Annotated in this window: 24 protein-coding genes; 10 read left to right on the forward strand and 14 right to left on the reverse strand. The window is 36.3% G+C overall.

All coding sequences use genetic code 11. The features are described 5' to 3' along the window. Positions 1 to 174 precede the first annotated feature (174 nt). Entirely contained in the window at positions 175 to 1080 is a 906-nt protein-coding gene (locus tag E2R67_RS03195; RefSeq protein ID WP_134289492.1) for a DMT family transporter, read from the reverse strand. 200 nt (positions 1081 to 1280) lie between these two features. On the opposite strand from E2R67_RS03195, the gene E2R67_RS03200 reads away from it, so the two are divergent. After that, positions 1281 to 2408, forward strand: a complete 1128-nt coding sequence (locus tag E2R67_RS03200; protein ID WP_134289493.1) for a ribosomal protein uL16 3-hydroxylase — start codon at positions 1281 to 1283, stop codon at positions 2406 to 2408. A 68-nt stretch (positions 2409 to 2476) separates the two neighbouring features. Here E2R67_RS03200 and E2R67_RS03205 read toward each other — a convergent pair whose 3' ends face one another. Beyond that, positions 2477 to 3076 carry a LysE family translocator gene (locus tag E2R67_RS03205; RefSeq protein ID WP_134289494.1) on the reverse strand — a complete coding sequence of 200 codons (600 nt, stop codon included), beginning with the start codon at positions 3074 to 3076 and terminating at the stop codon, positions 2477 to 2479. Positions 3077 to 3439: 363 nt separating this feature from the next. On the opposite strand from E2R67_RS03205, the gene E2R67_RS03210 reads away from it, so the two are divergent. Next, on the forward strand, positions 3440 to 4054 hold the full coding sequence (locus tag E2R67_RS03210; protein ID WP_134289495.1) for a flavin reductase family protein: 615 nt from the start codon (positions 3440 to 3442) through the stop codon (positions 4052 to 4054). 70 nt (positions 4055 to 4124) lie between these two features. Here the strand turns inward: E2R67_RS03210 and adk are convergent, their stop codons facing one another. The 5 genes from adk to E2R67_RS03235 form a co-directional block, all read right to left on the reverse strand. After that, positions 4125 to 4769: an adenylate kinase gene (gene adk / locus E2R67_RS03215; RefSeq protein WP_134289496.1), complete on the reverse strand. Its 645-nt coding sequence runs from the start codon at positions 4767 to 4769 to the stop codon at positions 4125 to 4127. A gap of 142 nt (positions 4770 to 4911) precedes the next feature. Beyond that, positions 4912 to 6813: a molecular chaperone HtpG gene (htpG, locus tag E2R67_RS03220; protein WP_134289497.1), complete on the reverse strand. Its 1902-nt coding sequence runs from the start codon at positions 6811 to 6813 to the stop codon at positions 4912 to 4914. Between the two features lie 361 nt (positions 6814 to 7174). Continuing rightward, a complete protein-coding gene (locus E2R67_RS03225; protein WP_134289498.1) occupies positions 7175 to 7525 on the reverse strand; it encodes a hypothetical protein in 351 nt (116 codons plus the stop codon). 184 nt (positions 7526 to 7709) lie between these two features. Then, entirely contained in the window at positions 7710 to 8414 is a 705-nt protein-coding gene (locus E2R67_RS03230; protein ID WP_134289499.1) for a hypothetical protein, read from the reverse strand. Between the two features lie 12 nt (positions 8415 to 8426). Then, on the reverse strand, positions 8427 to 11126 hold the full coding sequence (locus E2R67_RS03235; RefSeq protein ID WP_134289500.1) for a hypothetical protein: 2700 nt from the start codon (positions 11124 to 11126) through the stop codon (positions 8427 to 8429). A 430-nt stretch (positions 11127 to 11556) separates the two neighbouring features. Between E2R67_RS03235 and gloA the strand changes: the two genes are divergently transcribed. Both gloA and E2R67_RS03245 read left to right on the forward strand, forming a co-directional pair. Further along, complete coding sequence (gene gloA, locus E2R67_RS03240; protein WP_134289501.1) at positions 11557 to 12087, forward strand: lactoylglutathione lyase; 531 nt, start codon at positions 11557 to 11559, stop codon at positions 12085 to 12087. Positions 12088 to 12268: 181 nt separating this feature from the next. Continuing rightward, positions 12269 to 12961 (forward strand): DUF4303 domain-containing protein, encoded by a 693-nt coding sequence (locus E2R67_RS03245; RefSeq protein WP_166739297.1) that lies wholly within the window; start codon positions 12269 to 12271, stop codon positions 12959 to 12961. Between the two features lie 102 nt (positions 12962 to 13063). On the opposite strand, the gene E2R67_RS03250 is transcribed toward E2R67_RS03245, so the two are convergent. Continuing rightward, positions 13064 to 13729 (reverse strand): TorF family putative porin, encoded by a 666-nt coding sequence (locus E2R67_RS03250; RefSeq protein ID WP_134289503.1) that lies wholly within the window; start codon positions 13727 to 13729, stop codon positions 13064 to 13066. 224 nt (positions 13730 to 13953) lie between these two features. On the opposite strand from E2R67_RS03250, the gene E2R67_RS16915 reads away from it, so the two are divergent. After that, positions 13954 to 14088, forward strand: a complete 135-nt coding sequence (locus E2R67_RS16915; RefSeq protein ID WP_279587484.1) for a YHS domain-containing (seleno)protein — start codon at positions 13954 to 13956, stop codon at positions 14086 to 14088. Positions 14089 to 14182: 94 nt separating this feature from the next. Here E2R67_RS16915 and alr read toward each other — a convergent pair whose 3' ends face one another. Then, entirely contained in the window at positions 14183 to 15259 is a 1077-nt protein-coding gene (gene alr, locus E2R67_RS03255; RefSeq protein ID WP_134289504.1) for an alanine racemase, read from the reverse strand. 707 nt (positions 15260 to 15966) lie between these two features. Here alr and dgcN point away from each other — a divergent pair. From dgcN to E2R67_RS03270, 3 genes are read left to right on the forward strand one after another with little or no spacing between them, the layout of a single operon-like run. Further along, complete coding sequence (gene dgcN / locus E2R67_RS03260) at positions 15967 to 16971, forward strand: N-acetyltransferase DgcN (protein ID WP_134289505.1); 1005 nt, start codon at positions 15967 to 15969, stop codon at positions 16969 to 16971. A gap of 10 nt (positions 16972 to 16981) precedes the next feature. Continuing rightward, the gene (gene dgcA, locus E2R67_RS03265) at positions 16982 to 17959 is read left to right on the forward strand and encodes an N-acetyl-D-Glu racemase DgcA (protein WP_208379448.1); all 978 of its coding nucleotides are present in this window, start codon (positions 16982 to 16984) and stop codon (positions 17957 to 17959) included. Positions 17960 to 18016: 57 nt separating this feature from the next. After that, a complete protein-coding gene (locus tag E2R67_RS03270; RefSeq protein WP_134289507.1) occupies positions 18017 to 18874 on the forward strand; it encodes a D-amino-acid transaminase in 858 nt (285 codons plus the stop codon). A gap of 63 nt (positions 18875 to 18937) precedes the next feature. Here E2R67_RS03270 and E2R67_RS03275 read toward each other — a convergent pair whose 3' ends face one another. The 5 genes from E2R67_RS03275 to E2R67_RS03295 form a co-directional block, all read right to left on the reverse strand. Next, positions 18938 to 20650: an ABC transporter ATP-binding protein gene (locus E2R67_RS03275; protein ID WP_208379449.1), complete on the reverse strand. Its 1713-nt coding sequence runs from the start codon at positions 20648 to 20650 to the stop codon at positions 18938 to 18940. A 168-nt stretch (positions 20651 to 20818) separates the two neighbouring features. After that, positions 20819 to 21250 (reverse strand): GNAT family N-acetyltransferase, encoded by a 432-nt coding sequence (locus E2R67_RS03280; RefSeq protein ID WP_134289509.1) that lies wholly within the window; start codon positions 21248 to 21250, stop codon positions 20819 to 20821. Positions 21251 to 21438: 188 nt separating this feature from the next. After that, the gene (locus E2R67_RS03285; protein WP_134289510.1) at positions 21439 to 21762 is read right to left on the reverse strand and encodes an AzlD domain-containing protein; all 324 of its coding nucleotides are present in this window, start codon (positions 21760 to 21762) and stop codon (positions 21439 to 21441) included. Further along, entirely contained in the window at positions 21755 to 22498 is a 744-nt protein-coding gene (locus E2R67_RS03290; protein ID WP_134289511.1) for an AzlC family ABC transporter permease, read from the reverse strand. Before E2R67_RS03290 ends, E2R67_RS03285 begins: the two co-directional genes overlap by 8 nt. A 44-nt stretch (positions 22499 to 22542) precedes the next feature. Further along, positions 22543 to 23385 carry an AraC family transcriptional regulator gene (locus E2R67_RS03295; RefSeq protein WP_134289512.1) on the reverse strand — a complete coding sequence of 281 codons (843 nt, stop codon included), beginning with the start codon at positions 23383 to 23385 and terminating at the stop codon, positions 22543 to 22545. A 248-nt stretch (positions 23386 to 23633) separates the two neighbouring features. Here E2R67_RS03295 and E2R67_RS03300 point away from each other — a divergent pair, with 248 nt between their 5' ends. Both E2R67_RS03300 and E2R67_RS03305 read left to right on the forward strand, forming a co-directional pair. After that, positions 23634 to 24395 carry a DUF4303 domain-containing protein gene (locus tag E2R67_RS03300; protein WP_166739298.1) on the forward strand — a complete coding sequence of 254 codons (762 nt, stop codon included), beginning with the start codon at positions 23634 to 23636 and terminating at the stop codon, positions 24393 to 24395. A 26-nt stretch (positions 24396 to 24421) separates the two neighbouring features. Further along, positions 24422 to 26881, forward strand: coding sequence for a DUF4303 domain-containing protein (locus E2R67_RS03305; protein ID WP_166739299.1), 2460 nt, complete (start codon positions 24422 to 24424; stop codon positions 26879 to 26881). Positions 26882 to 26985 lie beyond the last annotated feature (104 nt).

Consider the following 26985-nt stretch of genomic DNA (forward strand, 5'->3'; position numbering starts at 1 on the left):
AAAAAACAAGACAGAATTGTCCTTTTAAAATTTAATGTTGTCAATAGTACAATATCAATTTTAAGGGATTTAGGAATATAAGAAAATCACACTAGTAAACATCAATTATTTAAGAAACTGCATTTACTATGTGAATTTAGGAATCGTTTTAAGTGACTAAGATTAAATTAATTTTTATATTTTAGTTTCCTTTCTCAACCAAAGTAAAAAAGGCTGTAAACCGCTATAACAGGCAATGCCAACAGAACAAATGATAATAGAAACCGCCATTTGTAAGCTCATGTGCTGGTCTAAAAACAGCATCGCTAAAATCACCGAAACAATAGGTACCAACGCCATAATAGTAGAAGCAGAGACCGCTCCTAACTTGTTGATTGAATAACTCATGCAAAACAAGGCTAAGATACTTACTACTACACCTTGATAAACACCTTGCAGTAAAATTTCATCGAATGGTGCAACGTTAAAATGGCTAGGTAAGAAAAACCAAATAGGCGTAAAGAAAATCGCGTTAATCAAAGGCACAGCAATTAAAATAGTTTTAATATTAATTTGCCATATCTTCATAGACACAGAGTAAAAAGCAATAAAAAAAGCAGCCAATAATAACCACAGTAATGCACTTAATGACGCTCCACCAGAGCTTGTAAATAATAAAGCATTAGCCACTAAAATTAATAACACACCAAAGTATTGTGAGTTGTTTAAACGTCCACGCTTCCAAACAAACAAAATGGCAGCGCACATGATAGGCAAGGTTCCATTAATAATAACACCTGTATTAGCAGCATCAGAAATCAGCAATCCAATTAAACTTGCACACACATAAAAAGTGCCACAGCAAAGACTACAAAGAATGATCGGCCATGTAAAAATAGCTTTAAGCGAAGTTTTACTTAACAAAGCATAGACAAAAACTAAGGTACCAGCCGTTGCAAAACGAATTCCAGTGACATCCCAAACCGTTAATGCATGAGAGACGCCCCACTTTGAAATAATGATCCAACCAGACCAAATCATCACCACAGCAAGTCCAGCAAATAGGCCGGTGATATTATTAAACTTCAATGATCTTTCCAATTCAATTTCCTTACAATACAAGGCGTTGCTTTTACAAAGCGGTCGATCACAATACTAATGATTGAATTACAAAGCAATGATTTAAATTTCATCACTCTTATTAAAGCTTGTTATAGATAACAAACTAAAGTGGATCACTACCGTAAAAATCAATCAACTGCTACACTCCTGCTCATTCCAATACTCAAAGGCGTTACCCCATGTTTGAACTTAATTTTGAAATTAACCAGTTTTTAGATACATACTGGCAAAAGAAACCAGCACTCATTAAACAGGGGTTTGTAGACTTCCAAGATCCTATTGCTGTAGATGAATTAGCAGGATTAGCCATGGAAGAAGATTTAGAAAGTCGCTTGGTTTATCAACAAGATGGAACATGGCAAGCAGAGTTAGGGCCTTTTAAAACCTTCGATAAATTAGAAAATGATGGTGCCACTTTATTAGTGCAAGCCGTTGACCATTGGCATCCAGATGCACAGCAACTGGTACGCCCTTTCCGCTTTTTACCAAACTGGCGTATCGATGATTTAATGATCAGCTATTCAACACCAAAAGGTGGAGTCGGCCCACATATTGATAACTACGACGTATTTATCATTCAAGGCCAAGGCAAACGTCATTGGCGTGTGGGTGAACGTCAGGAACTTCCTGAGTTTGCAGCACATGGTGCGTTAAAACATTGTGCTGAATTTGAAGCGGCTATTGATGTTGAAATGGAACCTGGCGATATTCTTTATATTCCAAGTGGTTGTCCACATGAAGGATACGCAGTAGAGCCCTCAATCAATTACAGTGTCGGTTTTCGAGCGCCAGATCAAAATGACTTACTAAGCAGCTTTACCGATTATAATATTGATAACAATGAAGACGCATTGCGTTACACCGATATCCCAATGCAAGTACGTGAAAAACCGGGACAAATTGAACAAGTTGAATTAGAAAAAATTCACCAAGTGATGTTAGAAAGCTGTAAAACGCCAGAACATTTAATGCCATGGTTTGGACGCATGATCAGCGAAGCAAAACATGATTTAGACATTGCGATTCCGGATCAAGCAATTGAATGCGAAGACATTATTGCTTTTCTAGAAGATGGCGCTCAATTTACACGTTTAGGTGGTTTACGCGCAGTTTATTTTCAACAATCGCCAGAGCAAGTCTTCATTAACGGTGATGCTTACGATTTTACTGGCTTTACCGACCTTGCCCCCTGTCTTTGCGATCAAGATGAAACAGCAAGTGAATTAGTAGAAATATTTAAAGATGCACCAGAAGCCTTAGCGTTATTCACTCACCTTGTGAATCGAGGTTATTGGTATGCAGAATAAAGTACGCTGAATAATCTGGTTAAAAACCTAGCTGCATTTCCTATACAGAATAGGAAATGCAGCGCTCGTTATGCTATTAAGCTGAACGCTCCAAGGTACAATGATATACATCCCACCAAACTCATAAAGACACCCGGTAAATAATACAAAATAGCTTGGCTTTTTTGATAGCTAAATAACTGTTTAGCAAGTACCGCATAAGCCAACATAATCGACATATCAATAATCACCCAAATACTCACAAAGATAATAGATTGCTGTACAAACGACTCACCAACAACAATGAATGAAGGTAAAAAAGCTAAAAAGAATAAAATATCTTTAGGGTTAGAGAGTCCCACTTTCATAGTGCGCCAAAAGCAATCTTTATGATGTGATTGTGCTTTTTCAATATGTACCTTACTACGTAAAATAGAAACACCTAAATAAGCAAGATATAACCCACCAATCACCCTGCCCCAATCTAAAATTGTTTCATCAATTTCAAGCGCGAAATGAATCACAATCAAAGAAACCACCAACAGTAAAAAGGCAGAAATCGCACCGCCGATAATCGTCCCCGTTGGCCAGCCGTGTTTTGAATCAGATATCACTAAGGAAATAACTGGCCCTGGCGAAGAGATGAGCAAAGTAATCGACAGAGCAAAAGTAAGATATAAAGAAACCATGGTGATCAATCCGAAAATTATAAATAGTTGAAAACATCATATTCTGTTTGCTTCTAATTTCCAATAAAAACAAGGTCTTAATCACCCCTTGATTTTATTACTGTTATTTAACTGTCACCTATTTAGTGATCACCATAAATATGTCAGGATAGAGAAAGCTATTACACCAACCATCACAGGTAATACCAATTACATTAAATAAGTGTTCTGAATTTTGCGCAGGTAAAATGGCTTAGTTCAAGGCATAAGTTGAGGTAAAGGGTTGTTTCCTTTATGAAACTTATAACGAAGAAATAAGTTATTTTAACAAGTAAAATAGATCAGTTAATTAGTGTGATTGGTATAACTACCAAGGAAAAAATTATGCTATTGGATTTTTCAGAGCTTGAAACTAGCGAACGTTATCATTTAATGACACAAACCATTATTCCGCGTCCTATTGCTTGGGTATTGACGGACTCAGGAGATGAAAACTACAACCTTGCTCCTTTTTCTTATTTTACTGCGCTATCAACAGAGCCAGCATTATTAATGATTTCAGTGACTAAAAAACCTAATGGTGACGTAAAAGATACTTTAACCAATGTATTAAAAAACAAAAAGATGGTGATTCATATTGCCTCTGACGAACAAGCAGAATTGGTTACCCAAACAGCCGCAACCTTAGATCATGGTGAATCAGAATTAACAGAAACCAATTTAACAACCACCATTTTTGAAGGTTTTTCACTGCCGCGTTTAACAGAATGCAACATTGCCTACGGTTGTGAATTATATGAAATAAAAGAGATTGGTGATGCACCACAAACACTGATATTTGTTGAAGTGAAACAGCTTTATATTAACGATAAAGTGCTCAATACAGATAACCCACAGCGTATTAAAATCGCAGCAGATAAAGTCAAACCATTAGCACGATTAGGTGGAGGAGAATACGCTTCATTAACCAAACCTTTCAGCTTAAACCGACCTAGTTAGTTTCTGTTTATTACGGATATAAAAAAGGGGCTCTCGCCCCTAAAGTATATTGCTTGTTAATAATTAAGTATTAACCAAGGATCGCTGCAAGTTCTGCGCTGATCACATCAACTGCTTTAGTGCCATCAAACTTATGATGTGCTCCGTTACCTTGAGCTGCTTCATTTTTATAATAAGCAATCAAAGGTGCAGTTTGTGTATGGTAAATATCTAGACGCTTACGAACTGTTGCTTCTTCATCATCAGGACGAATCACAAGATCTTCACCTGTAACATCATCTTTACCTTCCGTTTTTGGCGGATTGTAAACGATATGGTAAGTACGACCAGAGCCAGAGTGAACACGACGGCCAGCCATACGCTTAACGATTTCTTCGTCAGGCACATCAAATTCAAGTACGAAATCAATAACCACACCCGCCGCTTTCATTGCGTCTGCTTGTGGAATAGTACGAGGGAAGCCATCTAGTAAGAACCCTTTTGCACAATCTTCTTGTGCAATACGTTCTTTTACTAATCCAATGATTAAGTCATCAGAAACCAATTGACCTGCGTCCATTAATTCTTTTGCTTTTAAACCAAGTTCAGTACCGGCTTTTGCAGCTGCACGTAACATGTCACCCGTAGAAATTTGTGGGATACCATATTTGTCCATCATAAATTGAGCCTGAGTACCTTTACCTGCACCTGGAGCACCTAGTAAAATAATGCGCATGTTAGCTTCCTATATTATTAAAAATCATTAAAAAATAATTAAAAAAAATCAAACTGAAATCTACACGTTTTTGCGTGATTTCTCAAGATGAAGAACCTAAAAGGCCAGCATTAAGCTGGCCTTTGATTCATTTATGAGCGACTTAGCCTAATAACAGCTTATTAATACGAGCCACAAATTCAGACGGATCATCTAAACTACCCTTTTCAGAAAGTACTGCTTGTTGTAATAACAGCTCAGTCCATTCAGCAAATAACTCTTCATCAGCCATATCAGCTAATTTAGTGATCATCACATGCTCTGGGTTAATTTCGAAAACAGGCTTACTTTCAGGAACTGGTTGTCCCATTTGCGCCATCAATTTCGCCATTTGTGTGCTCATATCGTCACTATCAGCAACAATACAAGTTGGTGTAGACGTTAGACGTTGCGTTAAACGTACATCTTTAACTTTATCGCCTAGCACTTTCTTAACACGTTCGATGAAGCTAGCAAATTCAGTTTCTTGTTTTTCTTGCTCTTTCTTCTCTTCTTCAGAATCTAGTTTACCTAGATCTAAATCGCCTTGCGTTACGCTTACAAACGTTTTACCGTCATACTCAGGTAAATGGCCTAATAACCACTCATCAACACGATCAGATAGTAATAAGACTTCGATACCTTTCTTACGTAGCACTTCTAAGTGCGGGCTATTTTTAGCGGCATTGAAGCTATCAGCAGTAATGTAGTAGATCTTATCTTGCTCTTCGTTCATACGTGAAATGTATGCATCTAAAGACACAGTTTGATCGGCAACATCTGCTTCAGTTGAAGCAAAACGGAATAACTGAGCAATTTGCTCTTTGTTACTTGGATCTTCAGCAGGCCCTTCTTTTAATACTTGGCCAAACTCTTTCCAAAACGCGTTGTATTCAGTTTCATTTTTCTTAGCAAACTTAGTGAGCATAGAAAGTGCACGTTTAGTACAAGCACTACGTAGCTTAGTCGTTACGCGAGTATCTTGTAGGATTTCACGCGATACGTTTAGTGGTAAATCGTTTGAATCTAACACACCTTTTACGAAGCGTAAGTAAGTCGGCATAAACTGCTCAGCGTCATCCATAATGAAGACACGTTGAACGTAAAGTTTTAAACCATGTGCTTTTTCACGATTCCATAAATCGTATGGTGCGCGTTTTGGGATGTAAAGTAAGCTTGTGTATTCTTGCTCACCTTCAACTTTATTGTGAGACCATGTTAGTGGATCTTCAAAGTCATTCGCAATGTGCTTGTAGAATTCTTTGTATTGCTCATCTTTTAATTCAGATTTAGCGCAGCTCCATAAAGCCGTTGCTTTATTCACACTTTCCCAAGCCGCTTCAACAGCAGGAATTTTTTCACCATCTGGACCGTCAGATTCAGGCACTGCTTCTTTATACATTTCAACTGGGATGCTGATATGGTCAGAATATTTAGATACAACAGTACGTAATTTGTAGTCGTTTAAGAATTCAGTTTCGTCATCACGTAGATGTAGAACAATTTCAGTACCACGATCCGCTTTCTCGATATCAGTAACAGTGTAGTCAGCTTCACCTGTTGATTCCCAAGAAGTCCCCGTTGAAGCTGCTTCGCCAGCTTTACGAGTATTCACAGTTACTTTATCAGCAACGATAAATGCAGAGTAGAAACCTACACCAAATTGACCAATTAACTGTGAATCTTTAACTTGATCACCAGATAGTTGCTCAAAGAAATCACTTGTGCCTGATTTAGCAATGGTACCTAAATGCTCGATCACTTCATCACGCGTCATACCAATACCATTATCGCTAATAGTGATTGTTTTTGCTTCTTCGTCAAAGCTTAAACGTACGCGTAAATCTGCATCGTTTTCAAAAAGGCTACCGTCAGATAGTGCTTTAAAGCGTAGTTTATCAGCAGCATCTGCCGCATTAGAAACAAGTTCACGTAGGAAGATTTCTTTATTTGAATATAAAGAGTGGATCATTAATTTAAGCAGTTTACCGGTGTCGGCACTGAAAGTATGATTTTGTTGTTCCATTGTTTTATTTCTCTCTTAACTAGATGGTTATTAAGTTTGTTAGTTGATAGAGAGATGGAGACAGTTAGATCGATTTCAAGAGGTAAAATGATTTTTTTTAGTCTTGTTGATGAGGTAGGTGGAAGTTGAATCAAACTTTGAGTGATTTTCTAGTCAGGTTATTGACTCGCCTAAGCTCATCGGTTGATATAGATATTACTCGTTATAAGTTGTAGCTGCGACAATTAAGTAACTTGGAGCGTAATATTCATCCTACCTTTTTAATTAATATCCAAAGGTGGCTTAAAAGCCACGTCCCAAATTTATCTTAAATTAATTAGCATTACCACTGTCGCACCACAGTTAAGTACGTTGTTAAAATTTAGTTTCTAGTGACAATGACTTTAATTGACTTTCCGTAATTAAACTTCTCTGATAATTGAAACGTATAGTCCTTCCATATTGTTGGAGGAAAACGTTCTACTTCAGACAATCCGTCTTCAAATTCAGATTTACCTTCTCTTCCGTTCACACAAAGGTAGATCTCTTCGGATTTTTCATTTTTAGAAAGATCTAATGTTACTATTGCTTTTGTAGGACCACCAACATATGGTCGCTTATGAGTAAAGTATGTGACTTCAGCCGAGAGGAACTCATCTATAGCAATAGTTTCATTGATACTTAATTCAACGATATCGCCATATTTATAGTTTATTTTATTCATATTTTTCATCAATCCTACCTATTTCGCCTAGATGTTTTGTTCCGGAAAATTAGAAAAGTCTTTAATGTCAGCAATGAAATTCTACAGTTCGCCCTCTATTATTATTTGATGCACAGTGGCGTAGTTAAAATTAGACCGTGGGTTAAAGACCTTACCTGGATTCTCTAGATTTAAGACTACTTTGCCTTGTTTATTAATAAATTATTGGATTTTGATTAAGTAGAAAATCTTCCATATTCTTAAAGTTACGGCTGCCTGCCGAAGCACTATAGAAATCTTCTCTCATTAAACTTTTCAATTTACAATGCTGATCATCAATATCGTAAGACACATCTTCAATACCTGCTTTCTGCCACTTACTAAGTACATTTGTATGAATAAGATAAATACTATTACTTGCAGTGAGGTGTACTTTTATAATGGGGCGCAATTCAGACGCAACATGCTCTAATCGAGTTTCAACTCGTTCATGAAATAAGTCTTTATGAAATGATAATGCAGTAAAACCTTGTCGTTTTTCTCCGGCTGCATCGATAATTTCAGCCTTTGTTCTGGTTATACCAAGTGTCTCAGAAAAAGTAAGGTTCTCAGCTAATTCATTAGTAACCATTAGGCTCTGATTTCCCCAACACATTGATACTTTTGGCAGGCGAAGCTGCTTATCTCCAATTTTATTTTTCAATGAGCTGCGTTTATTTTTACCGTCAGTAATGAAGGTCAGAGATTCATCACCTAAATAGAGTTGCGGAGTATATTCACTGTCCACTTTAGGCTTCCAAATGAAGTCATATTCATTTAACCACGCATTTGAATCACCATCTTCATCGGCGTATACATCACCGAAGTCGATCAACTGTAAAGGTAAATAATCTTTTAAAATTCCAGTCATATCTCTCATGTTTTATCTCCTTTATATTTTGGCTAATTCAGCGGTCAGTTGTTGATGATAATCTTGCCAAGTTTTAGCCCAAGATGGAGAAAGTTCTTCTAGCTCGATTTCTTTACGAGTCTCTAAATCTACATTGCCTTCTTGAAGTTGATGGTCAAAAAATAGCTCTGCAATTAACTCTTCCTGCACTCTTTTTCTTCGACGAGGATCTGTGCTTAATAGCTTAACCCAACGAAGTTGTTTGGCTTTATTTGGCTCCGCTAGTATTTGTGGCAATATTTTAGGAGCATGTTCGCTGTATAGGTCATTATCTAAGTAAAATTCTTTTGTGTTAAGAAAGGCTGACGTTGCCATAATATATTCAGTAAATGATATTTCACCTTCAATATATTGCTTTATTGCCTGTTTGTTGATTAATGTTCGCTGTTCAATAGTTGGCATCTTATGAAGCGTTTCAATCACTTCTGTTGCCTCAACATTTTCAAGAATAGTAAGGCTATTAACGGCAGGCCATTCTCCCTCGTTTTCAACACAATGCGAGGCAGAATCAATTAACAATTCATGGTGTTTTCCGGTACATAATAATACCGCAAAATTCATTTCAGCTTTGTTTGGCTGCCTCTGAGTATGAAATGTCACAGGAAGCTCTAACTTTCTAGGTAAATCTTCTGAGTGATCAGCAAACATCACTTTATTTTTATCGAAATGGTTAGCAAAGGCCTTGTTATCATCATGACTCGCTAGTTTTACTAGCTCAGCTAATACAGTATCGTTTTTTTCAGCTAACGGATTGGAAAGCTCTGGATTAATTCGATAAACATCTAGATAAAAATAATCTCTGTCATAAGCGTTAAATTTATCGATAGCATTATCCCAATGCGCTTTTTCTTGATCGTTTAGTTGAACATATTCATTTAATAGTGGCTCGTATTGCTCAAAACAATAATTAAAAGCGATTCGTAATTTAAAAGCGACTTGCGCATATTTATCAATATTTATCGCAGTTAAGCATTGAAAGAATGTTTCTTCTAATTCAATACTAGAAAAACCATCCAATGAAGATCGATATAAACGGGAAAAGCAAGACAGTGTTGCTTGTGGAGCAAGTCCCATCATTAGCTTAATGAGTCGATCAGCCGTTTCATTATGGCTTGCATTTAAACGCCAATAACACGATGCCAGTATTACTAAGAAATCACTGATATCACTGAAGAGTTCAAACACTGGCTGAGGAGAATTTACATCAGACTGCCAATCTACTGTAAGACTTGTACGTAATGCTTGAATTAAGGAGTCAACATCAATTGAATCATCACCTTGCAACCAAGGAGATAAGCTTTCTGGTACAAAACTGCTATTTTCTGCAATTACCATCATGATATTTTCTAACAACTGATCATCAAAAAATTGAGTTAAAGCTTCTGTGTAATGGTCTTTAATTTGTTCTTTTTTATCTAAATTTAATAATATTGCAGCTAATAATAAGCTACTTGATTCATCATTTTCCCAAAGAGTGTAGTCATAAGCATTACGCGCGCCTGAAAAGCAGTGAGTTATTACACTTAAATTCTCATTTCCTATGACGTAATAATTATCAATAGCTGCCAATATTTCTATAATTTCTCGCTCTTGTTCAGGTGAAATCCCTTCAGCCGTTTCTTCGCACACCACAGAGAAGCGGCCTGCATAAGATGTTTCTCTCATACTTTCCGTTAACAATTCAAATATATTGGGCTCAAAGTCTTGTTGGTCAAACAAGTAGAAGAAGATATCTAAAATACGTAAAAAACACGCTTTCTGCTCAGAGGTTGTATTTCCAGTTTTCAATAGCTCTTTACTAAGAGGCTCTAATATCTTAAATAAAAAACCATGAATCTCGTTCTGCGACGGTACACTGTCATAAAAAGAACAACTTAGAATGTGTTTGAAGAAATCAGGAGCAACCTTTTTAGCGTGACTTAATAACACTACTTTATCTAAATCTATAAAAGCATTGGAGTCTTTGAGTTGTTGTTCATATTCTCCATTCAAAACATACTGCCAAAATAATTCCCCTTGAGGCAGGTTGATCATGAAAGGATGGAGCATTTTTAAACTAGGAGTTAGATTATCCGCTTCAGAGTTGTTATTCATTGATCTTGTTTCGGTGTCTACCTTACTAACCAATTTCTTTAAATTAGTTAGTTTTTGTTTAAAGAAACCTTGTTTATTTTCGACGTTGTTTTTTACTTCAACAGTATCAACCAAGCCTGTATTTTTATCTGTGTATTGTGCAATACCAGGCCAGTTTTTAGTATCAGTAAAGTCATTAATCATAAATGATGCTGAGTTTTTATCCGCAGCTAAAGACTCAAGTTGCTTTATTCCCCAATAAAATGTGTCTTTTGCCACGCCAATCGGGTTGTGACGGAATACAGAAACGTTAACCATAATGTCTTGTTGTTTAAATGTATTCACAATATTTTCAGCAATGTTTTCCATGTCGATATAATCGCAAAACAAAGATGCAAAACAAATATCGTCATTAAGTTTAAATAAAGAAAAATCATCCTCCAACTCTGTTTCAAATAAGGATTCTAAAACGTTGAACCTTCTAACAGGATCACCCTTTGAATAAACAAAAACAAAGCAAGGATCATCATAAGAATCAAGATCTAGAACATATCTTTGAATCACAGAAGGAATAGAAAATGAGGAATTATTACTTTTTGCATCAGTCATAGTGGTGGTCTTTGTATTGTGTTGCCATTAAATATGAATAGCTGTCATTTATAAGAATTTATTTCACTAAGACTCTTTTTAAATGAAGTCAGATTACGATACATGAAGCATAATCTACGTGATTAAAAAAAGATACAAGTTGGTACTCTGCACAGTATAAAAATAAGTCAGTTAATATTTAAAATAAACGATATTAATTAAAATAAAACTAAGATGTTGTAACTCTTTTATCTTCAGCTTTAAAATAATTTATTAACGTAATGTTATTATTTCCAAGAGATGAATGATTCTAGGTAACTATAGTCTCTCTACCTGAGCAACATAAAATTTAGACTTAATAATGTTTTATTTTTTATGTTTATATCTTTATTATATATAAAAATATTGGTTCTAAACCAAACACATTTGTTACTCAATTAAGGGCTATCTCATGTCAAATTACAATGAATCTGCAGATCAAATTACTAAAGCAACCAGCGACTATGTGATGCAGCAAACTATGCTGCGTATTAAAGATCCTAAGGACTCGCTTGCATTTTACCAAAATGTATTAGGCATGAAGTTATTGGGTAAATATGACTTTCCTAGCATGCAATTTACCTTGTACTTTTTAGGCTATGAACAAGAAATACCAGAAGGCGACGATAAAGAAAAAACACAATGGGTATTTGGCCGTTCTGGGTTAGTTGAATTGACTCATAACTGGGGAACGGAAACTGACGAAAATTTCGCAGGTTATCATAGCGGTAACGAAGAACCAAAAGGCTTCGGGCATATTGGGATCACTGTGCCTGATGTTTACGCTGCCAGTGAAAGGTTTGAAAAATATGGCGTTGAATTTGTGAAGAAGCCAGACGATGGTTCAATGAAAGGGCTGGCATTTATTAAAGACCCTGACGGTTATTGGATTGAAATACTATCAGCCAAAGGCATTACGGATATTATTCATTCACAAAAATAGTACTCTCATAAATCTAAGTGACGAGATTAAAGCAAATAAAGCTTTATCTCTCACTTAAAAAAAATGGCAAAATGCGCGTTTAATCATTCCTAAATTTAATATCTGTTGACTATCATTTAAATAACCTCTAAATATTACCTATACTTAGTATCCCATAAAGATTTTACTTTAAGGAATGTATTTGGATCATTACAACAATGCCCCACTATTATTGCGAAAGAGAATTGAAGTATTACTTGCGAAACTTGAAGTGACTATCACTCAAGAGAGCAAGGTCGCTTTCGCAAAGATCATTTCAAAGAATCCAAACTTACACATTTATTCTATTGGCCTCTTTTACAGTTCAGAAGGTTGGGATGCAATCACTCCTATTCTTTTCTCTGAAGAGGGTTTGCAGTATGTAGCAGAGAGTTATGCATTTAATTGTGCAGATAAGCTTGCAGCCAAAAAAACGGCATTACGCTGGAGCCCTTGCGATAGTCCACATTATGATGATGATTCTTTTTTTAATATCATGCCGATAACAAAAATACTGTTAAAGGAAATGTCTAAGACACTAGATATTGCCGATCCTATGTTTAAGCAATACCAATGGCCTGAAGGTTATTTAGGAAACTACAATTTGTTCTATGAGTTTTTAACCCATGTTTATCAAAAAATACAAAATGTAGTAATCTCTGGATTAAGGGAAGTATGGAAAACACCTGCATTACGTGATTTTTTCATTGCTAATCGTTGTGCGTTAACCTTAAGTTCAGATCCAATATCCAATGAGCAACTGCTAGATTACGCAGCAAAACTCAATACCGAAGTAACTTATAACAAGCTAAAACAGGAGCTTGAAAAAAGTTCACAAGTACAAAAAATTCGGTAAATAAATTATTTTAAGAAACAACAAACAGAACGTTTATTACAAATAATCCTCTTGGCGATTAAACCAAGAGAATAATAAAAATATTATTGTTGGAAAAATTAACTAGAAGTTTTTACGAACACCAAAAACAAATTCTGTTTCTGCATCATCTTCATCGTTATCATTACCGAATGGTGTGCTATCACTTATGTAATCAACACCAGCATAAATATCAATACCATATAATTCAGGAAAATCACGACCTAATTCGACACGTCCTGTTAATGCAGAATCGTCTGAATTATCAGGTAACCAAAAACCCACAGCAGCATCTAAATATATTCTATATTTTATAGTTTTTTCATAAGTAACTTCAGGGTACCAAGTGTTCTTTTTAATGCCTCGATACAGGGAAATATCTAAACCTTTAAGTGGAGAAGTACCTATTTTGAATTCAGTTTCATCTATTTCAGAATCCAATAAAAAGTTATAAGTGATAACTTCTAAATCAATATTAAAGCTATCAAATTTATTATTGTAACCAAAATTCACATCCAATTCCGCTGGAATTCCCTCTGCGCCATCAACAGATTCGATGTTGATAATACTAGCTCCACCGTAAGCATTCCCTACATTACCAGTAGCTTTTAAGTAAACTGCAAAGTCATTATCAGTTCGAGTTATGCCGCGAAATAAGTAATCACTCATAAATCCAATTTGTTTAACGGTTTCAGCTTGAACACTTGCTGTTCCAAGTACCATTAAGAATGTTGCAATAATTTTTTTCATTATGTTTCCTATGTATTGATAAAGTATTCAATATTGTTAGTTAATACAAAAAAGATTAAACGGCTTTTATTTTTAGACGATAGTTTCATGAAGGCAAGAGTTTATCAGCAATTCAATAGGAGTTATATGATCATATTAAGTCACTATATTCTGGCTGTAACAACACTACTGAGCTTTATGACGGCAAGATGTAGATTCGGTTTTGGCATATCCGTGGTGATAAGTTGTACTTAAACCTAAGCAAAACAGTACAAAAGAAATGGTTAACCGATGTATCTGGATATCTTGAAACAGCACAGGAAAACTGGGATGGAATTAAAGGGTTAACTGAAGAGCAAATTGCACAAATCAATAACTAATTTTTTGATTTTAAAGTCGTTAACTTAATTGGTTAGTATATAGAAGTCATGCTATAGGTACTCTAATTAAATAGGAGTACCTAATTTAATTAGCCTAATTTGTATAAGTTTTTTTAACTCGGCCAGTGAGCTTAATAACTAATTCATAGGCTAGCGTACCAATGTGGAGAGCGACTTCTTCGACGGGCAAATTCTCCCCCCAAAAAATAACTTCATCACCCACTTTATCTTGTGCATTTAGGCCAAGATCCAGTGTGATCATATCCATGGATATATTGCCAACAATCGTTGCTTTTCGTCCATTAACCAATACAGGCGTTCCATTTGGCGCTGTTCTTGGATAACCATCTCCGTAACCCATAGCCACAACACCAATACACGTGTCTTGAGAAGCAACCCAATTGTGACCATAACCTACAGCTTCACCTTTTTTATGTTCGCGCACTGCAATCAATTTTGATTTTAATGTCATCACAGAGCGTAAACCTTCTTCTGCACCAGTAGACTCAACGCGCGGTACAATACCATATAAAGCAATTCCTGGACGTAGCCAGTCATAGTGGGCATCAGGCCAATATAAAACACCTGCAGAGTTACTTAAACTTCTTGGGCCTGAGTAACCTTTTGTGGCTTCTTCAAAGCATTTTATTTGCTGTGTAGTGGCATCAGAGTCTAATTCATCGGCGTTATAAAAATGGCTAGCAAAACCAATTTCATCATAACTGTTAGGTGAAGCTTTAATACGTTCATAATATGCAGCCACTAATTCAGGAGAAATCCCCAACCTGTGCATACCAGTATCAATTTTCAACCAAACCTGTATTGGCTTATCTGCTTTAATACTTTCAAATTCTTTTAACTGCTGCTCATTATGAATCATAGTATGAAAACCGAGTGCAGAAGCCGACTTTAATTCATCGACGCAAAAACAACCTTCCAATAATAAGATCGGTTGTTTAATTCCCGCATTACGTAATTCAATTGCTTCTGGTATTCGAGAAACAGCAAAAGCATCGGCTTCAGGTAATGCTTTCGCAAATTGAACTGCACCATGACCATACGCATTTGCTTTAATAACGACTGCAACTTTAGCTCTGGGGCATTTACCGTGAAGCAACTTAAAATTATGTTGCAAAGCTGCAATATCGATAATAGCTTCAGCAGTTAACATGGACATTCCTTTAATTAATAGAGATTAAAATATTAGGTAAGACTTTATTTTTAATTAAAAAGCATTAATTGATTACTTTTAAAAATGAAAACCTTGCACAACAGCAAACAGGTGAATTGATTATAAAACATCAATTTCACAGAATAATATAATAAAAAAGAATTAAACAAACAACACTAAATTAATACCCGCTATTTTACTGTTGATTTATTCTGACCTTTACAAGCTTCTAAAACAACTCCGATTAGTAAAAGTGCACCAACAAGGAACAAAAAAAACACCAAAAACGTGCAACCAACCCTTTTAATTAGGGATTTCTGTAAAATAAAAATAGTTTTATGAAAGGATTTATCGCTTTTATTAAAGTACATTTAACTATGCCTCAGAAACACAAAACAAGTCGTACAAAACAAAAAATTGTTCACTAGATAAAAAACAACTCCAAACAGAACAATAAACTGCAAAACAACATTAATTAAGAATAATAAACTAAAACGAAACTGCTAAAGTATCTGCGAATAAAATAGCTGTAAACAAGATAGATAAAGTTGTAGGTAAGTTGGTTCAAGTTTCATTTTTTGGCATGTAACCTGCTCTATCAAACTAGCTAGGCTTAATTAAATTTTAATGCAACTCATGCCTAACAGTGCTACTTAGCCATTAAGCAAGAATAAAAATAACTTCTACTACCAATAGGAATATTAAACATGGAAATTCAAAAACCTTACCTATTATTTTTAGGCGATGCACAAGATCCTCTAGCAGCTAAAGTTGCACAAGGCATCAAACAGTGGCATCCAGAATACTGTGCTGGTCAATTCCGTATGGAAGATTGTAAAGCAGACTGTGGTTTAACAGACATGGATATTGCACAAGCAAAAGCGGCTGGTGTTAAAACATTAGTCATTGGTGTGGCTAATCGCGGTGGCATTATTTCTGAAAAATGGTTAGCAGTTTTAAAACAAGCACTTGAAGCAGGTATGGATTTAGCTTCTGGTCTACACAATAAATTAACTGACATTAAAGAATTAAAAGAGCTAGCAGATAGCCTAGGTCGCAATTTATTTGATGTACGTTTCCCTACACAAACATTCCCAGTGGCAAGTGGACTAAAACGCTCGGGCAAACGTGTATTACAAGTTGGTACCGATTGTTCAGTGGGTAAAATGTACACTGCATTAGCACTTGAAAAAGAAATGCTAGCACAAGGTATGAAAACAAGTTTCCGCGCAACGGGTCAAACTGGTATTTTGATTAGTGGCTCTGGCGTAAGTATTGATGCAGTTGTTGCTGACTTCATCGCTGGTGCAGTTGAAACGATTGCACCTGCAAATGATGCAGATCATTGGGATGTTATTGAAGGCCAAGGTTCATTGTTCCACGCTTCATTTTCTGGTGTAACGGCAGGTCTTATCCACGGTTCTCAAGCTGATGCATTAGTGTTATGTCACGAACCAACACGTGCTCATATGCGTGGTTTACCGACTTACCCTCTTCCAGACTTAAAAACGTGTATGGAACTTAACTTAACAATGGCGCGCATTACTAACCCAGCCGCTAAATTTGTTGGTATTTCAGTTAACACTTCACAACTATCAGAAGCAGAAGCAGCTAAATACTTAGCGGAAGTTGAAGCAGAGTTTAACCTACCAGCTGTAGACCCATTCCGTGAAGGTGTTAGCCGTATTGTTGAAGCATTAGCAAAAATTTAAGGGCTGAATGATGAAGGTTAACCTATTACACGAAAGCTGGCTTATTGAAGGATCTTTTACTATCTCTCGGGGTAGTAGAACCCACGCGAATGTTGTTGTGGTTGAATTACAACAAGGTGGACATACTGGCCGTGGGGAATGTGTTCCCTATGCGCGCTATGATGAATCAATCGAGTCAGTCATTGCTGAACTGGCTGCTTTAAAAGACAAGATAGCAGCTGGGTTAACCCGACAAGAAATGCAGACTTTATTACCAGCAGGTGCAGCACGTAATGCGTTAGATTGTGCCTACTGGGATTTAGCTTGTAAGCAATCAGGCCAACGAATTTGGCAACAACTTGAAATAGCAGAGCCTAAACCTTTAATCACCGCTTTTACATTATCGCTAGATACACCTGAGCGTATGAAAGAAGCGGCAATTAAAAATGCACATAGACCTTTACTAAAACTAAAACTTGCGGGCGAAGGCGATGTTGAACGTGTTACCGCTGTTCGTGAAGGGTCACCTAATGCAAGAATTATTGTAGACGCCAATGAAGGTTGGAATGAGCAACAATATTTAACCATGGTACCTGAGCTAGTAAAACTGGGTGTGGAAATGATTGAGCAGCCTTTACCTGCTAGTGATGACGCTGCACTTGAGCACTTGCCTCGCCCAATTACACTATGTGCCGATGAGTCATGCCATGATCGTAGCAGCTTAAAACATATTATTGGTCGTTACGATATGATCAATATTAAGCTGGACAAAACAGGCGGACTCACTGAAGCCATTGCGTTAAAAGAAGAAGCTGAAGAAGCAGGCTTAACGATAATGGTCGGTTGCATGTTAGCAACCTCTCTTGCTATGGCTCCTGCTCTTATCGTCGCACAAAATGTTCAAATTGTTGATCTTGATGGCCCATTATTACTGGCTGAAGATCGTCAACCTGGTATTGAGTTTGATGATAGTTTAATGAATGTTTACCCTGCTGAGCTTTGGGGCTAATTATCTATTTTATACATAGCGATAATCAGACTATCGCTATATAACGAGGATTAAATTATGGGACGTATTGTCTACCTAGATGGTCAATATCTTAAAGAAGATGAAGCTAAAGTTTCTATTTTCGATCGTGGTTTTCTTTTTGGCGATGCCGTTTATGAAGTAACGGCTGTGATTAATGGTAAATTAGTCGACAACGAAGGCCATATGATTCGTCTACAACGTTCATGTAACGAATTACAAATTGAACTATCTGTTGCATTAACAGAAATCACTAATATCCAGAAAGAGCTGATTAAAAAGAATGCCCTAAATGAAGGTGGTATTTATTTACAGATCAGCCGCGGCTCTGCTGGCGATCGTGATTTTGGCTACCCAGCCAATGTAAAACCGACATTAGTGTTATTCACTCAAGCGCGTGAACTACTTAATAGTCCAAAAGCGACTAAAGGTATGAAAGTGATCACCACTGAAGATATTCGCTGGAAACGCCGCGATATCAAAACAGTTGGTCTACTTGCGCCATGTATGGCTAAACAAGGTGCTATCGAAAAACAAGTTGATGATGCATGGTTAGTAGAAGATGGTTACATCACTGAAGGTAGCTCAAACAATGCTTATATTGTGACGCAAGAAGGCGTATTAGTAACACGTCCATTAAGCAATGATATTTTGCACGGTATTACGCGTAAAGCATTACTTGAACTTGCTGAGAAAGAAGCAATCAAGATTGAAGAACGCTTATTTACCGCAGAAGAAGCTTACCGAGCAGCTGAAGCATTTGTTAGCTCAGCAACAACATTTGTATGGCCTGTAGTTGAAATCGATGGTCACACAATCGGTGATGGTAAACCAGGTACTGTAGCGAAAAAATTACGTGAGATTTACATTGAGCTAGCAACAAAAACAGCTGAGTAATATCACTTAAACTTCGATTTTCAAGGCAAATAGAATAACTATTTGCCTTTATTCTCTCCGACTTTACTCTCCTATAAATCCACCTGATTGGCGCTTCCAAAAACTCGCATATTGACCATCTAATTTAAGCAATTCATCATGTGAGCCTATTTCAGTAATTTCCCCTTTATCTAACACTAAGATTCGGTCCATTTCTGAAATCGTTGATAATCTATGCGCGATAGCAATCACAGTTTTACCTACCATCATTTCATTTAGTGTCGCTTGAATTTGCGCTTCTACTTCACTATCTAGTGCGCTGGTGGCTTCATCTAAAATCAAGATAGGCGCATCTTTGAGGATCACTCGAGCGAGTGCGATACGCTGACGTTGACCACCTGATAATTTCACGCCACGTTCGCCAACTTGAGAATCATAGCCTTTATTACCAGCGCTATCTTCAAGATCAAGAATAAACTCATGGGCCTGCGCTTTTTCGGCAGCAGCAATTAAGTCTTCTTCGCTTGCATCGGGACGGCCATAGAGAATATTGTCTCGAATACTACGATGTAACAGCATACTTTCTTGTTGCACCATACCAATATTAGCGCGAAGACTTTCTTGAGTTACCGTTGAAATGTCACATCCATCAATTGAAATACTGCCTTTTTCTGCATCAAATAAACGCAATAAGGCTTTCACTAAGGTTGATTTACCTGCACCAGATCGTCCGACAACGGCCACTTTTTCACCGGATTTAATAGTAAATGACAAATCCTTTAAACCGCCCGCTTCCTTTCCATAATGGTGTGAAAGATGGCGAACAACGATTTGCCCTGCATCGAGATTTAAATCTCCAGCAGCGTCAACATCTTGCATATGAATAGGTTGTGCAACAGTTTCCATACCTTCTGAAATAACACCTAAGGATCTAAAAAAAGAAGATAAAGCCGCTAAGATCCAACCTGTCATCGAGTTAATGCGTAAAGCTAATGCGCCAGCAGAAGCAACGACACCCACAGTCGTAATTTCATTGGTCCACATATACAAAGCACTGCCCACAATACTGACAATCAATACACCATTGAGCAAAACAAGCCCGGCATCCATTGCAGTTACAATACGGTTTTCAGCCATATAAGTTTGGCGATGGCTTTCGAAAATACCCGTTGCGGTATCGGTTTCTCGTTGAGTATGTGAAAATAACTTAACCGAGTTGATATTAGAATAACTATCCACGATAAAGCCTAAGGTACGACTACGCGCTGATGAACTTGCTCGTGCTGCTGGACGTACACGTTTTAATGACCAACGTAATAAAGCGACATAAAGTATTAACCAAAGGCTTAAAGGAATAAGTAATAATGGATGCGCATTCGCTAATAAAATGCCAGCTCCAACCATATAAGCAACAGTGAAAGTCATCGCATTCATCACTTGAAAAACCAAATCACCTAAAGCAGCTGGCATTTGTACAACGCGATTTGCAATTCGTCCTGCAAAGTCAGATTCAAACCAACCAACAGGCTGCTTTAAAACATGCTGATGTGAACGCCAGCGACCCAAGGCAGCAACATTGGGTTGAATTGCATTTTTAATTAATGCGGTATCAATGGTTTGGATTAACGGTCTAAGAATAAGAATAAAGACAACAACAATAATTAGCTCAACCGCATAATTTGACCAGAACTCTGATGGGGAACTTTTAGAAATTAAATCGACCAATCGCCCAAGGTAAAAAATTAAAAACACCTCCGCACCTGCGGTTGCAAAAGAAGTCGCTACATTTAAAGCCATAATTTTTCGAAATGGCTTAAAAAACGAATTCATAAATGGCCATATTCTATTCGGTGGTACGTCGCTGTCAGAATAGTTAATATACGGATTTACCCAATTTTCTAAAAAATCCAAAACCCGCATTATTTTCTCCTATTATGATTGTTAATGTTTTTTATAAATGCTGTTTCAATCTGTTATAGACTGGTAATAAATATCAAATTCGCTTTCATGAGTTTTTATGAACCCATTAGCTATATAAAAGTCATTTGATTTACTACCTCGTAAAGCACCCAAACGCACAGGTAATCCTTTGTTATGAGATGAAGAAACTATTTCACTAATGACCCTCTTGCCAATATTCTTATTTTGATACTGTGGTTTTATATAAAAGTGATCTAAATAAAAGTGGTCTTCAGCAGCTCGTAAAACATAAAAACCGAGCAAGTCACCATTTGTAAGCAATTTAATTGTTTCGTCAGGGTTAAACGTTTTAAGAAACCGATTTCTTACTATGCTTTCATCAAAACGCCCTAGAGCATCCAAGCTAGGTTTCATTGCAGCAGCTCTAATCTCTGCCAGTGTATTTCCATCATGTTTAGTTGCTTTAATATATTTCATATATCTCCCTAAGAAAATAAAACGTTTAATAATAAAAAAGCTAAAAAATAGTTTGATTGAATTGAGACTATATAAAACCAACCTTTAATTACAAATAGTTAACATAACAGTTTAATAAATAAATTAACTGTATTTGCCTCCAAAAAAGAAGGATGATCACAATAATATTTGATAAAAAGAATAAAATATTAAATTAATCTAAGAATTAAAAAAATCGACATACTTAACACCACAATGAGGAAAGTATTCTTTAACTTCAAGCTTAAAAAGACACAAACCAAACCAGCAATTAAAAATGGATTAGTAAAGAAGGACTGTTCAATATTACTCTCGCTTAAGAAAACAATAGGAACCCACATTGCAGTTAATACAGAAGGGGCTGTATAACTTAAAATGCTTTTCGCTTTAGTGCCTAGCTCAAAAGGTAGCTGCTTTGATAAAAACAAGTAGCGGCAGCTGAATGTAATACAGCTCATACCCAATAAAATGATCCAATAGTTGTCATTATTCATTAACGAACTCCTCTACTGTTTTTACACAAAGCATTTCAACCAAAAAACCACTCAACATTCCTATTAACGTTGCAAGAATCAAAGCGTACTCACAGCCTAAAATAGAAAAGATAAGAACACTTACGCCACTTACCACAACGGATAAGAGTGTTGATTTATTTTTAATTGAAGGAATCACGATGGCAATGAAAGTGGCTGCTATCGCAAACTCTAACCCCATGTTTTCAATATTAGGAATAAACTGTCCGATATGAATACCTGCAAATGTAGAAAAATTCCAAACTAAATAAAATACAACACCCGCTGTGAGCGCATAACAATGGCTAAACAGTTTATTTTTTTCTAGATAAGCACAAGTTACTGCGAACATTTCATCTGTCAGAAAAAAGGCAATGCAACAGCGCATCAAAAAAGAACTTTTCTTTACGTGCTCTCTAAACACTGCGGAATAAAGTAAGTGTCTTGAACTAATAACAAAAGTAGAAGTGAAAATTGACGTTAATGCGCCCCCCATCAAAGTTAAACTAGCAAGCTGCGCCGCGCCAGCAAAAACAAGTAAAGACATCAACTGAGCCTGTAGAGGTGATAAACCAACTTTTATAGCCAATGAGCCACACAAAATCCCCCAAGGAATAACAGCAATTGCTAAGGGTAAAACATCCATCGTTGCTTGATAGATAATTTGCATTTTTTCTTGTTGGATTCCACGATTAACAGTGATTGAACGGTTAGACATATTGACTCCTGTACGCATTAAGTAACAGGAAGTCTAAAGCGCTATTAACTAAGTGTATTGTATATTCTTGCTTGTTTTTGAAAACGACTCGGCGTGGTGCCTAATGCTTTTTTGAAATGGTGCGTAAAATGGCTTTGATCATAAAAACCACAATCAGTTGATACTTGGCTTGGTTTAACACCTAATTTCAACAATGCTTTGGCTTTTTTTAATCTAACTTGTATTTGGTAAGCATGTGGGGAAAGGTTAAAGTGTTTTTTAAACTGACGAATAAAATGAAACTGACTTAAATCAGCCACTTCAGCAAGTTTGATTAATGAAATATCTTCTTCTGGATAACTATCTAAAAACTCTTTCGCTAATAATAACTTACTACGACTACCACTGGTTTCTTTTGGTAAATCAAGGAAGGAAGAGTGCCTCAAGGTTAAACTCATTAAAGCGGAATAAAATAAAGTTTCCATAAGTAATTGAGAGCCATTTTCTTCCAGTTGTGCAAAGATCAACCTTAACTGATCAGCGAGATAGGGGTCATTAATAACGGAAGATTGAAAGTAAGGCGCGAGATTTTTACCGTGATATAAATCGGTACTAATCTGCGAAAAATGCTCAGGTGTGGGGTACATCGCTTTATAACCCCAACCATTTTCTGCAGCCGATTGTCCCGTATGAACATCATCGGCATTCACTAAGATAATACTGCTTTGTCCGGCAACATGAGATGCCCCACTTCGGAAAAATCGTTGCGCACCATACTCTATAACACCAATGGTATAACCTTCATGGACATGTTTAGAAAAGTTTTGTTTGGTGTAATTGGCATTTACTACTTCAATTCCATTAAAAGCATTCGCAATGGTAAAGTCAGCACTTTCTTTCAATGACATAGTACGACGCCTTTTAGGATAAATAGATACAAAGCATTAGTGATACGTTAAATAAATGCAAGTATACAAGTTTTCAATGCTTAAAAATTGTATAAAATTGCGCATTTATTTAAGAAATCTATTATCGGCAACTTTAACAATTATTTAATGATTTTCTCTTACTGTCTTAAATAATACACATCATGGTAATATTCACACAATTATAAAGCTTTTAAAATTTAACCAGTGAAATAAAGTAAGGGATCAAAGTGGAGCATTACAAAAACGCACCGCAAAAGTTGCGAGACGAATTATCTCCTTTATTTGCAATACTGGAAGAGACGATAGCGCAAGAAGTTGAAAGTGCTTTTACAGCTATTATTGCGAACAATCCAAATTTAACACTTTATTCACTTGGTCTTTATTATCATGGATGGGGGTATATCATTCCTACTTTTTCTTCAGAGGAAGGATTAGAGCAGGTAGCTAAACATTATATAGAAGCAGTAGAACAGATTGATAAACGTTATGGAAAAGGTTCTGATCAGGAGTTTGACCTAGAAAAGAAAACATTAAGGTGGAGCCCTTGTGATAGCCCGCATCATGGCGAAGAAGAGCTTGAATCTATGATGCCCAAAACAGAAGCATTGTTAAGCAAGTTATCATCGATAATGGATTTCGCCGATCCAACGTTTGAAAAATATCAGTGGCCACAAGCTTACCAAGACGATAGTGAGCTTTATGACGATTTCTTTTCTGAGCTTTATTATCAATTTGAAGAGTTTGTGATTTCGGCAATGAACAAAATTTGGGAAAATAAACATCTTCACGATTTTTTTGTGACAAACGATTGTGCGTTAACTTTAAATGCTGGCGATATTTCAGATGAAAATTTTCTCGAGTATACTGAAAAACTAAACAGTAAAAGAATCACTCAAAAGTTAACACAAGAAATCCAAGATTGGCACGAAGCAAGTAAAGAGCTCAGTAAAATTCGCCGTGATAAACGACAACAAGAATTAACAAACTAACCCGAGAATTAAAGCAAGGAATTAAAGTGGAACACTATAAAAATGCACCACAAAAACTACAAGACGAACTATCACCTTTATTTGCAGCGCTTGAGAATACTATTGCACAAGAAGTTGAAAGTGCTTTTACAACCATTATTGCGAACAATCCAACTGTACAACTTTATTCGTTAGGACTTTATTATCATAGTTGGAATTACATATTACCTACATTTTCCTCAGAAGAAGGCTTAGAGCAGGTTGCTAAGCATTATGCAGAAAGTTCCGAAGCAGACATCGAATTAGAAAAGAAATCATTAAGATGGAGCCCTTGTGATAGCCCACATCATGGTGAAGATGAACTTGAATACATGATGCCTAAAACAGAAGCTTTGTTAGAAGAATGGTCATCAATAATGGAATTAGCAGACCCAATATATCAACAATATCAGTGGTCGAAAGCTTACCAAGACGATAGTGAGCTTTATGACGATTTTATTGATGAACTATATAATAAGTTTGAAGAACTTGTCATTTCGGGAATGAATAAAGTCTGGGAGAACAAACAGCTTAACGAATTTTTTGTAAAAAATGATTGTGCATTAACGTTGAATGCAGGTGATAGTTCATACGAAGACTTTCTGATACACGCCAAAAAGCTAAACAGCGAAAAAATAACTCAAAAGTTAACACAAGAAATCCAAGACTGGCACGAAGCAAGTAAAGAGATCAGTAAAGTTCGTCGAGATAAACAACAACAAGAATTAACAAACCCACCCACTACAACATTAACCTTAGCCGACTTTCAAGATGTGATTGATAACTTCAATCCAAGTTTCAAAGAAGTCGATGGCGGTATTTTCTTAGATATTGAACATGACTATCCATTGTTCGGATCTTCGGAAAGAGAAGCGGCAGCAAACAGAATTCCATTAATGGAAGTACTCGAAGCATCTCCACACTATAAAGAGCTTCGTAAACTTTACGGTCACTATATGGGGCCTGCGTTCAAAAAAGATGATTTATTACCTTGTCTATGTCGAGCACTTGTTAATAAATTAGGTCACGCATTAACTGAAAAATATTCAAATAGCGCCTTTAGTGTTTACATGTGTGTTGATCGAAACACCTTATATTATATAACCTTCATCAGTTATAGAAATGATGGCTACCAATTTTTTGATGCCTCTGACGAGTATGCTCAGCAAGATATATTAGCGCGCCAAGTTAGTGAAATTCATGCATTTTACTCCCCTAAAGTCGCCTTTGAAGAAACGCCAAGTATAATCAGTTCATTGCAAAAAATACAAAGTGACGAAAACAATCTATTCTCCAACCGAGTGAATGCTTTATTTATTCAACTAGAAACAGCGATGAATAAAGAAATTGAAGCTTCTCTTCTTCGACTCATTGAAGATACTTCTCAAGATGAAGTTTACTCTTTAGGGCTTTGCTACAATCCGACAAGCTGGGAGTACTTAATCCCATTCTCAATGACCAATACTAAGTTAGTGGCTGATGCCGAACTTGAATTTTCTCGATATCATGAGTCAGCAAGTGTTAGCTTAAAGTCTCAAGCGTTGAAGTGGGATAAACATTACCTTCATACAAGTATTGAAGATGCTCATAAAACTATGATGCCAGAAACTAATGCAGTGTTAACGCAGATGCATTCAATCTTAATTTTCTCAGATTCAGAGCTTGAGGCATATGCACCAACAGAAGATACAGAAGCCTCATTTGAAGAACTACAACAAGGTATTTTTTCTATCATCTACGAACTTGTTATCAATGCGCTTAATCGAGTAAGAAGAAATCAAAAAATTAATGCTTATTTAACAGAGAAACAATCAGTATTAGCGCTTATTTCAGAACAAGCTTCCTACGATGATTTCTTTATGCAAATCATAAAATTAAATGGAGTGATTATTCACAAGCGAGTGAAAGAAGAAGCTTCACAAGGCTTTATCATTGATCAGGAATTGCGTGAGATTAAAGAAGATATAGAAGCAGAAACATTAGCAAAATCTGTGTTTGAAAAGCTCTCAATGCAAGATTTTCAAGATGTTATAGATAACTTTAATCCAAGTTTTGTTGAGCAAGGTGAAGCTATTTTGTTATACGAGATTGGAGAGCAGCCCCCGATAGTTCCAGCTGAAATTGAAGAGATGATCAATAGCATCCAACTAATGGATTTATTACAAGATTCCCCTCATTTTGAAGCAATTCAACAACTCTATAGCAATGGCATTGGGCCAGCATTAAAACCAGGAGATATTTTACACCAGTTATGCGAAGCGATTGTAGATAAGCTCGGTAATGCATTATTAACAAGTTTTAGAGACAAAGCTTTCTTGATACAAATGCACAGCGATCGTTATACGCCTTACAGAATTACTTTTATCACAGATAGAGGTGATGGGTATAAGTTCTTTGAAACACCAGAGGATGTAAAAATTCGTGGCTTTACACCTGAAGCTTGTAAAATAGAACGCTTCAGTCATTAGCGTTTATTGAGCATGATTTTGATGTTTAATAAATTTCAGCTCTAAGATATTTTCTATAACCCTGCTTTAGTTTCTACTAGGCAGGGTTAAAATAACGCTTCAAA

The sequence above is a fragment of the Psychromonas algicola genome (assembly GCF_004378355.1).
GTDB lineage: Bacteria > Pseudomonadota > Gammaproteobacteria > Enterobacterales > Psychromonadaceae > Psychromonas.

What these genes read in the sequence shown, in the direction of transcription:
- E2R67_RS03200 (WP_134289493.1), top strand. Translation starts at nt 1,281, where the DNA reads ATGTTTGAACTTAATTTTGAAATTAACCAGTTTTTAGATACATACTGG.
- E2R67_RS03205 (WP_134289494.1), bottom strand. Translation starts at nt 3,076, where the DNA reads ATGGTTTCTTTATATCTTACTTTTGCTCTGTCGATTACTTTGCTCATC.
- E2R67_RS03210 (WP_134289495.1), top strand. Translation starts at nt 3,440, where the DNA reads ATGCTATTGGATTTTTCAGAGCTTGAAACTAGCGAACGTTATCATTTA.
- adk (WP_134289496.1), bottom strand. Translation starts at nt 4,769, where the DNA reads ATGCGCATTATTTTACTAGGTGCTCCAGGTGCAGGTAAAGGTACTCAG.
- htpG (WP_134289497.1), bottom strand. Translation starts at nt 6,813, where the DNA reads ATGGAACAACAAAATCATACTTTCAGTGCCGACACCGGTAAACTGCTT.
- E2R67_RS03225 (WP_134289498.1), bottom strand. Translation starts at nt 7,525, where the DNA reads ATGAAAAATATGAATAAAATAAACTATAAATATGGCGATATCGTTGAA.
- E2R67_RS03230 (WP_134289499.1), bottom strand. Translation starts at nt 8,414, where the DNA reads ATGAGAGATATGACTGGAATTTTAAAAGATTATTTACCTTTACAGTTG.
- E2R67_RS03235 (WP_134289500.1), bottom strand. Translation starts at nt 11,126, where the DNA reads ATGACTGATGCAAAAAGTAATAATTCCTCATTTTCTATTCCTTCTGTG.
- gloA (WP_134289501.1), top strand. Translation starts at nt 11,557, where the DNA reads ATGTCAAATTACAATGAATCTGCAGATCAAATTACTAAAGCAACCAGC.
- E2R67_RS03250 (WP_134289503.1), bottom strand. Translation starts at nt 13,729, where the DNA reads ATGAAAAAAATTATTGCAACATTCTTAATGGTACTTGGAACAGCAAGT.
- alr (WP_134289504.1), bottom strand. Translation starts at nt 15,259, where the DNA reads ATGTTAACTGCTGAAGCTATTATCGATATTGCAGCTTTGCAACATAAT.
- dgcN (WP_134289505.1), top strand. Translation starts at nt 15,967, where the DNA reads ATGGAAATTCAAAAACCTTACCTATTATTTTTAGGCGATGCACAAGAT.
- dgcA (WP_208379448.1), top strand. Translation starts at nt 16,982, where the DNA reads ATGAAGGTTAACCTATTACACGAAAGCTGGCTTATTGAAGGATCTTTT.
- E2R67_RS03270 (WP_134289507.1), top strand. Translation starts at nt 18,017, where the DNA reads ATGGGACGTATTGTCTACCTAGATGGTCAATATCTTAAAGAAGATGAA.
- E2R67_RS03275 (WP_208379449.1), bottom strand. Translation starts at nt 20,650, where the DNA reads ATGGCTTTAAATGTAGCGACTTCTTTTGCAACCGCAGGTGCGGAGGTG.
- E2R67_RS03280 (WP_134289509.1), bottom strand. Translation starts at nt 21,250, where the DNA reads ATGAAATATATTAAAGCAACTAAACATGATGGAAATACACTGGCAGAG.
- E2R67_RS03285 (WP_134289510.1), bottom strand. Translation starts at nt 21,762, where the DNA reads ATGAATAATGACAACTATTGGATCATTTTATTGGGTATGAGCTGTATT.
- E2R67_RS03290 (WP_134289511.1), bottom strand. Translation starts at nt 22,498, where the DNA reads ATGTCTAACCGTTCAATCACTGTTAATCGTGGAATCCAACAAGAAAAA.
- E2R67_RS03295 (WP_134289512.1), bottom strand. Translation starts at nt 23,385, where the DNA reads ATGTCATTGAAAGAAAGTGCTGACTTTACCATTGCGAATGCTTTTAAT.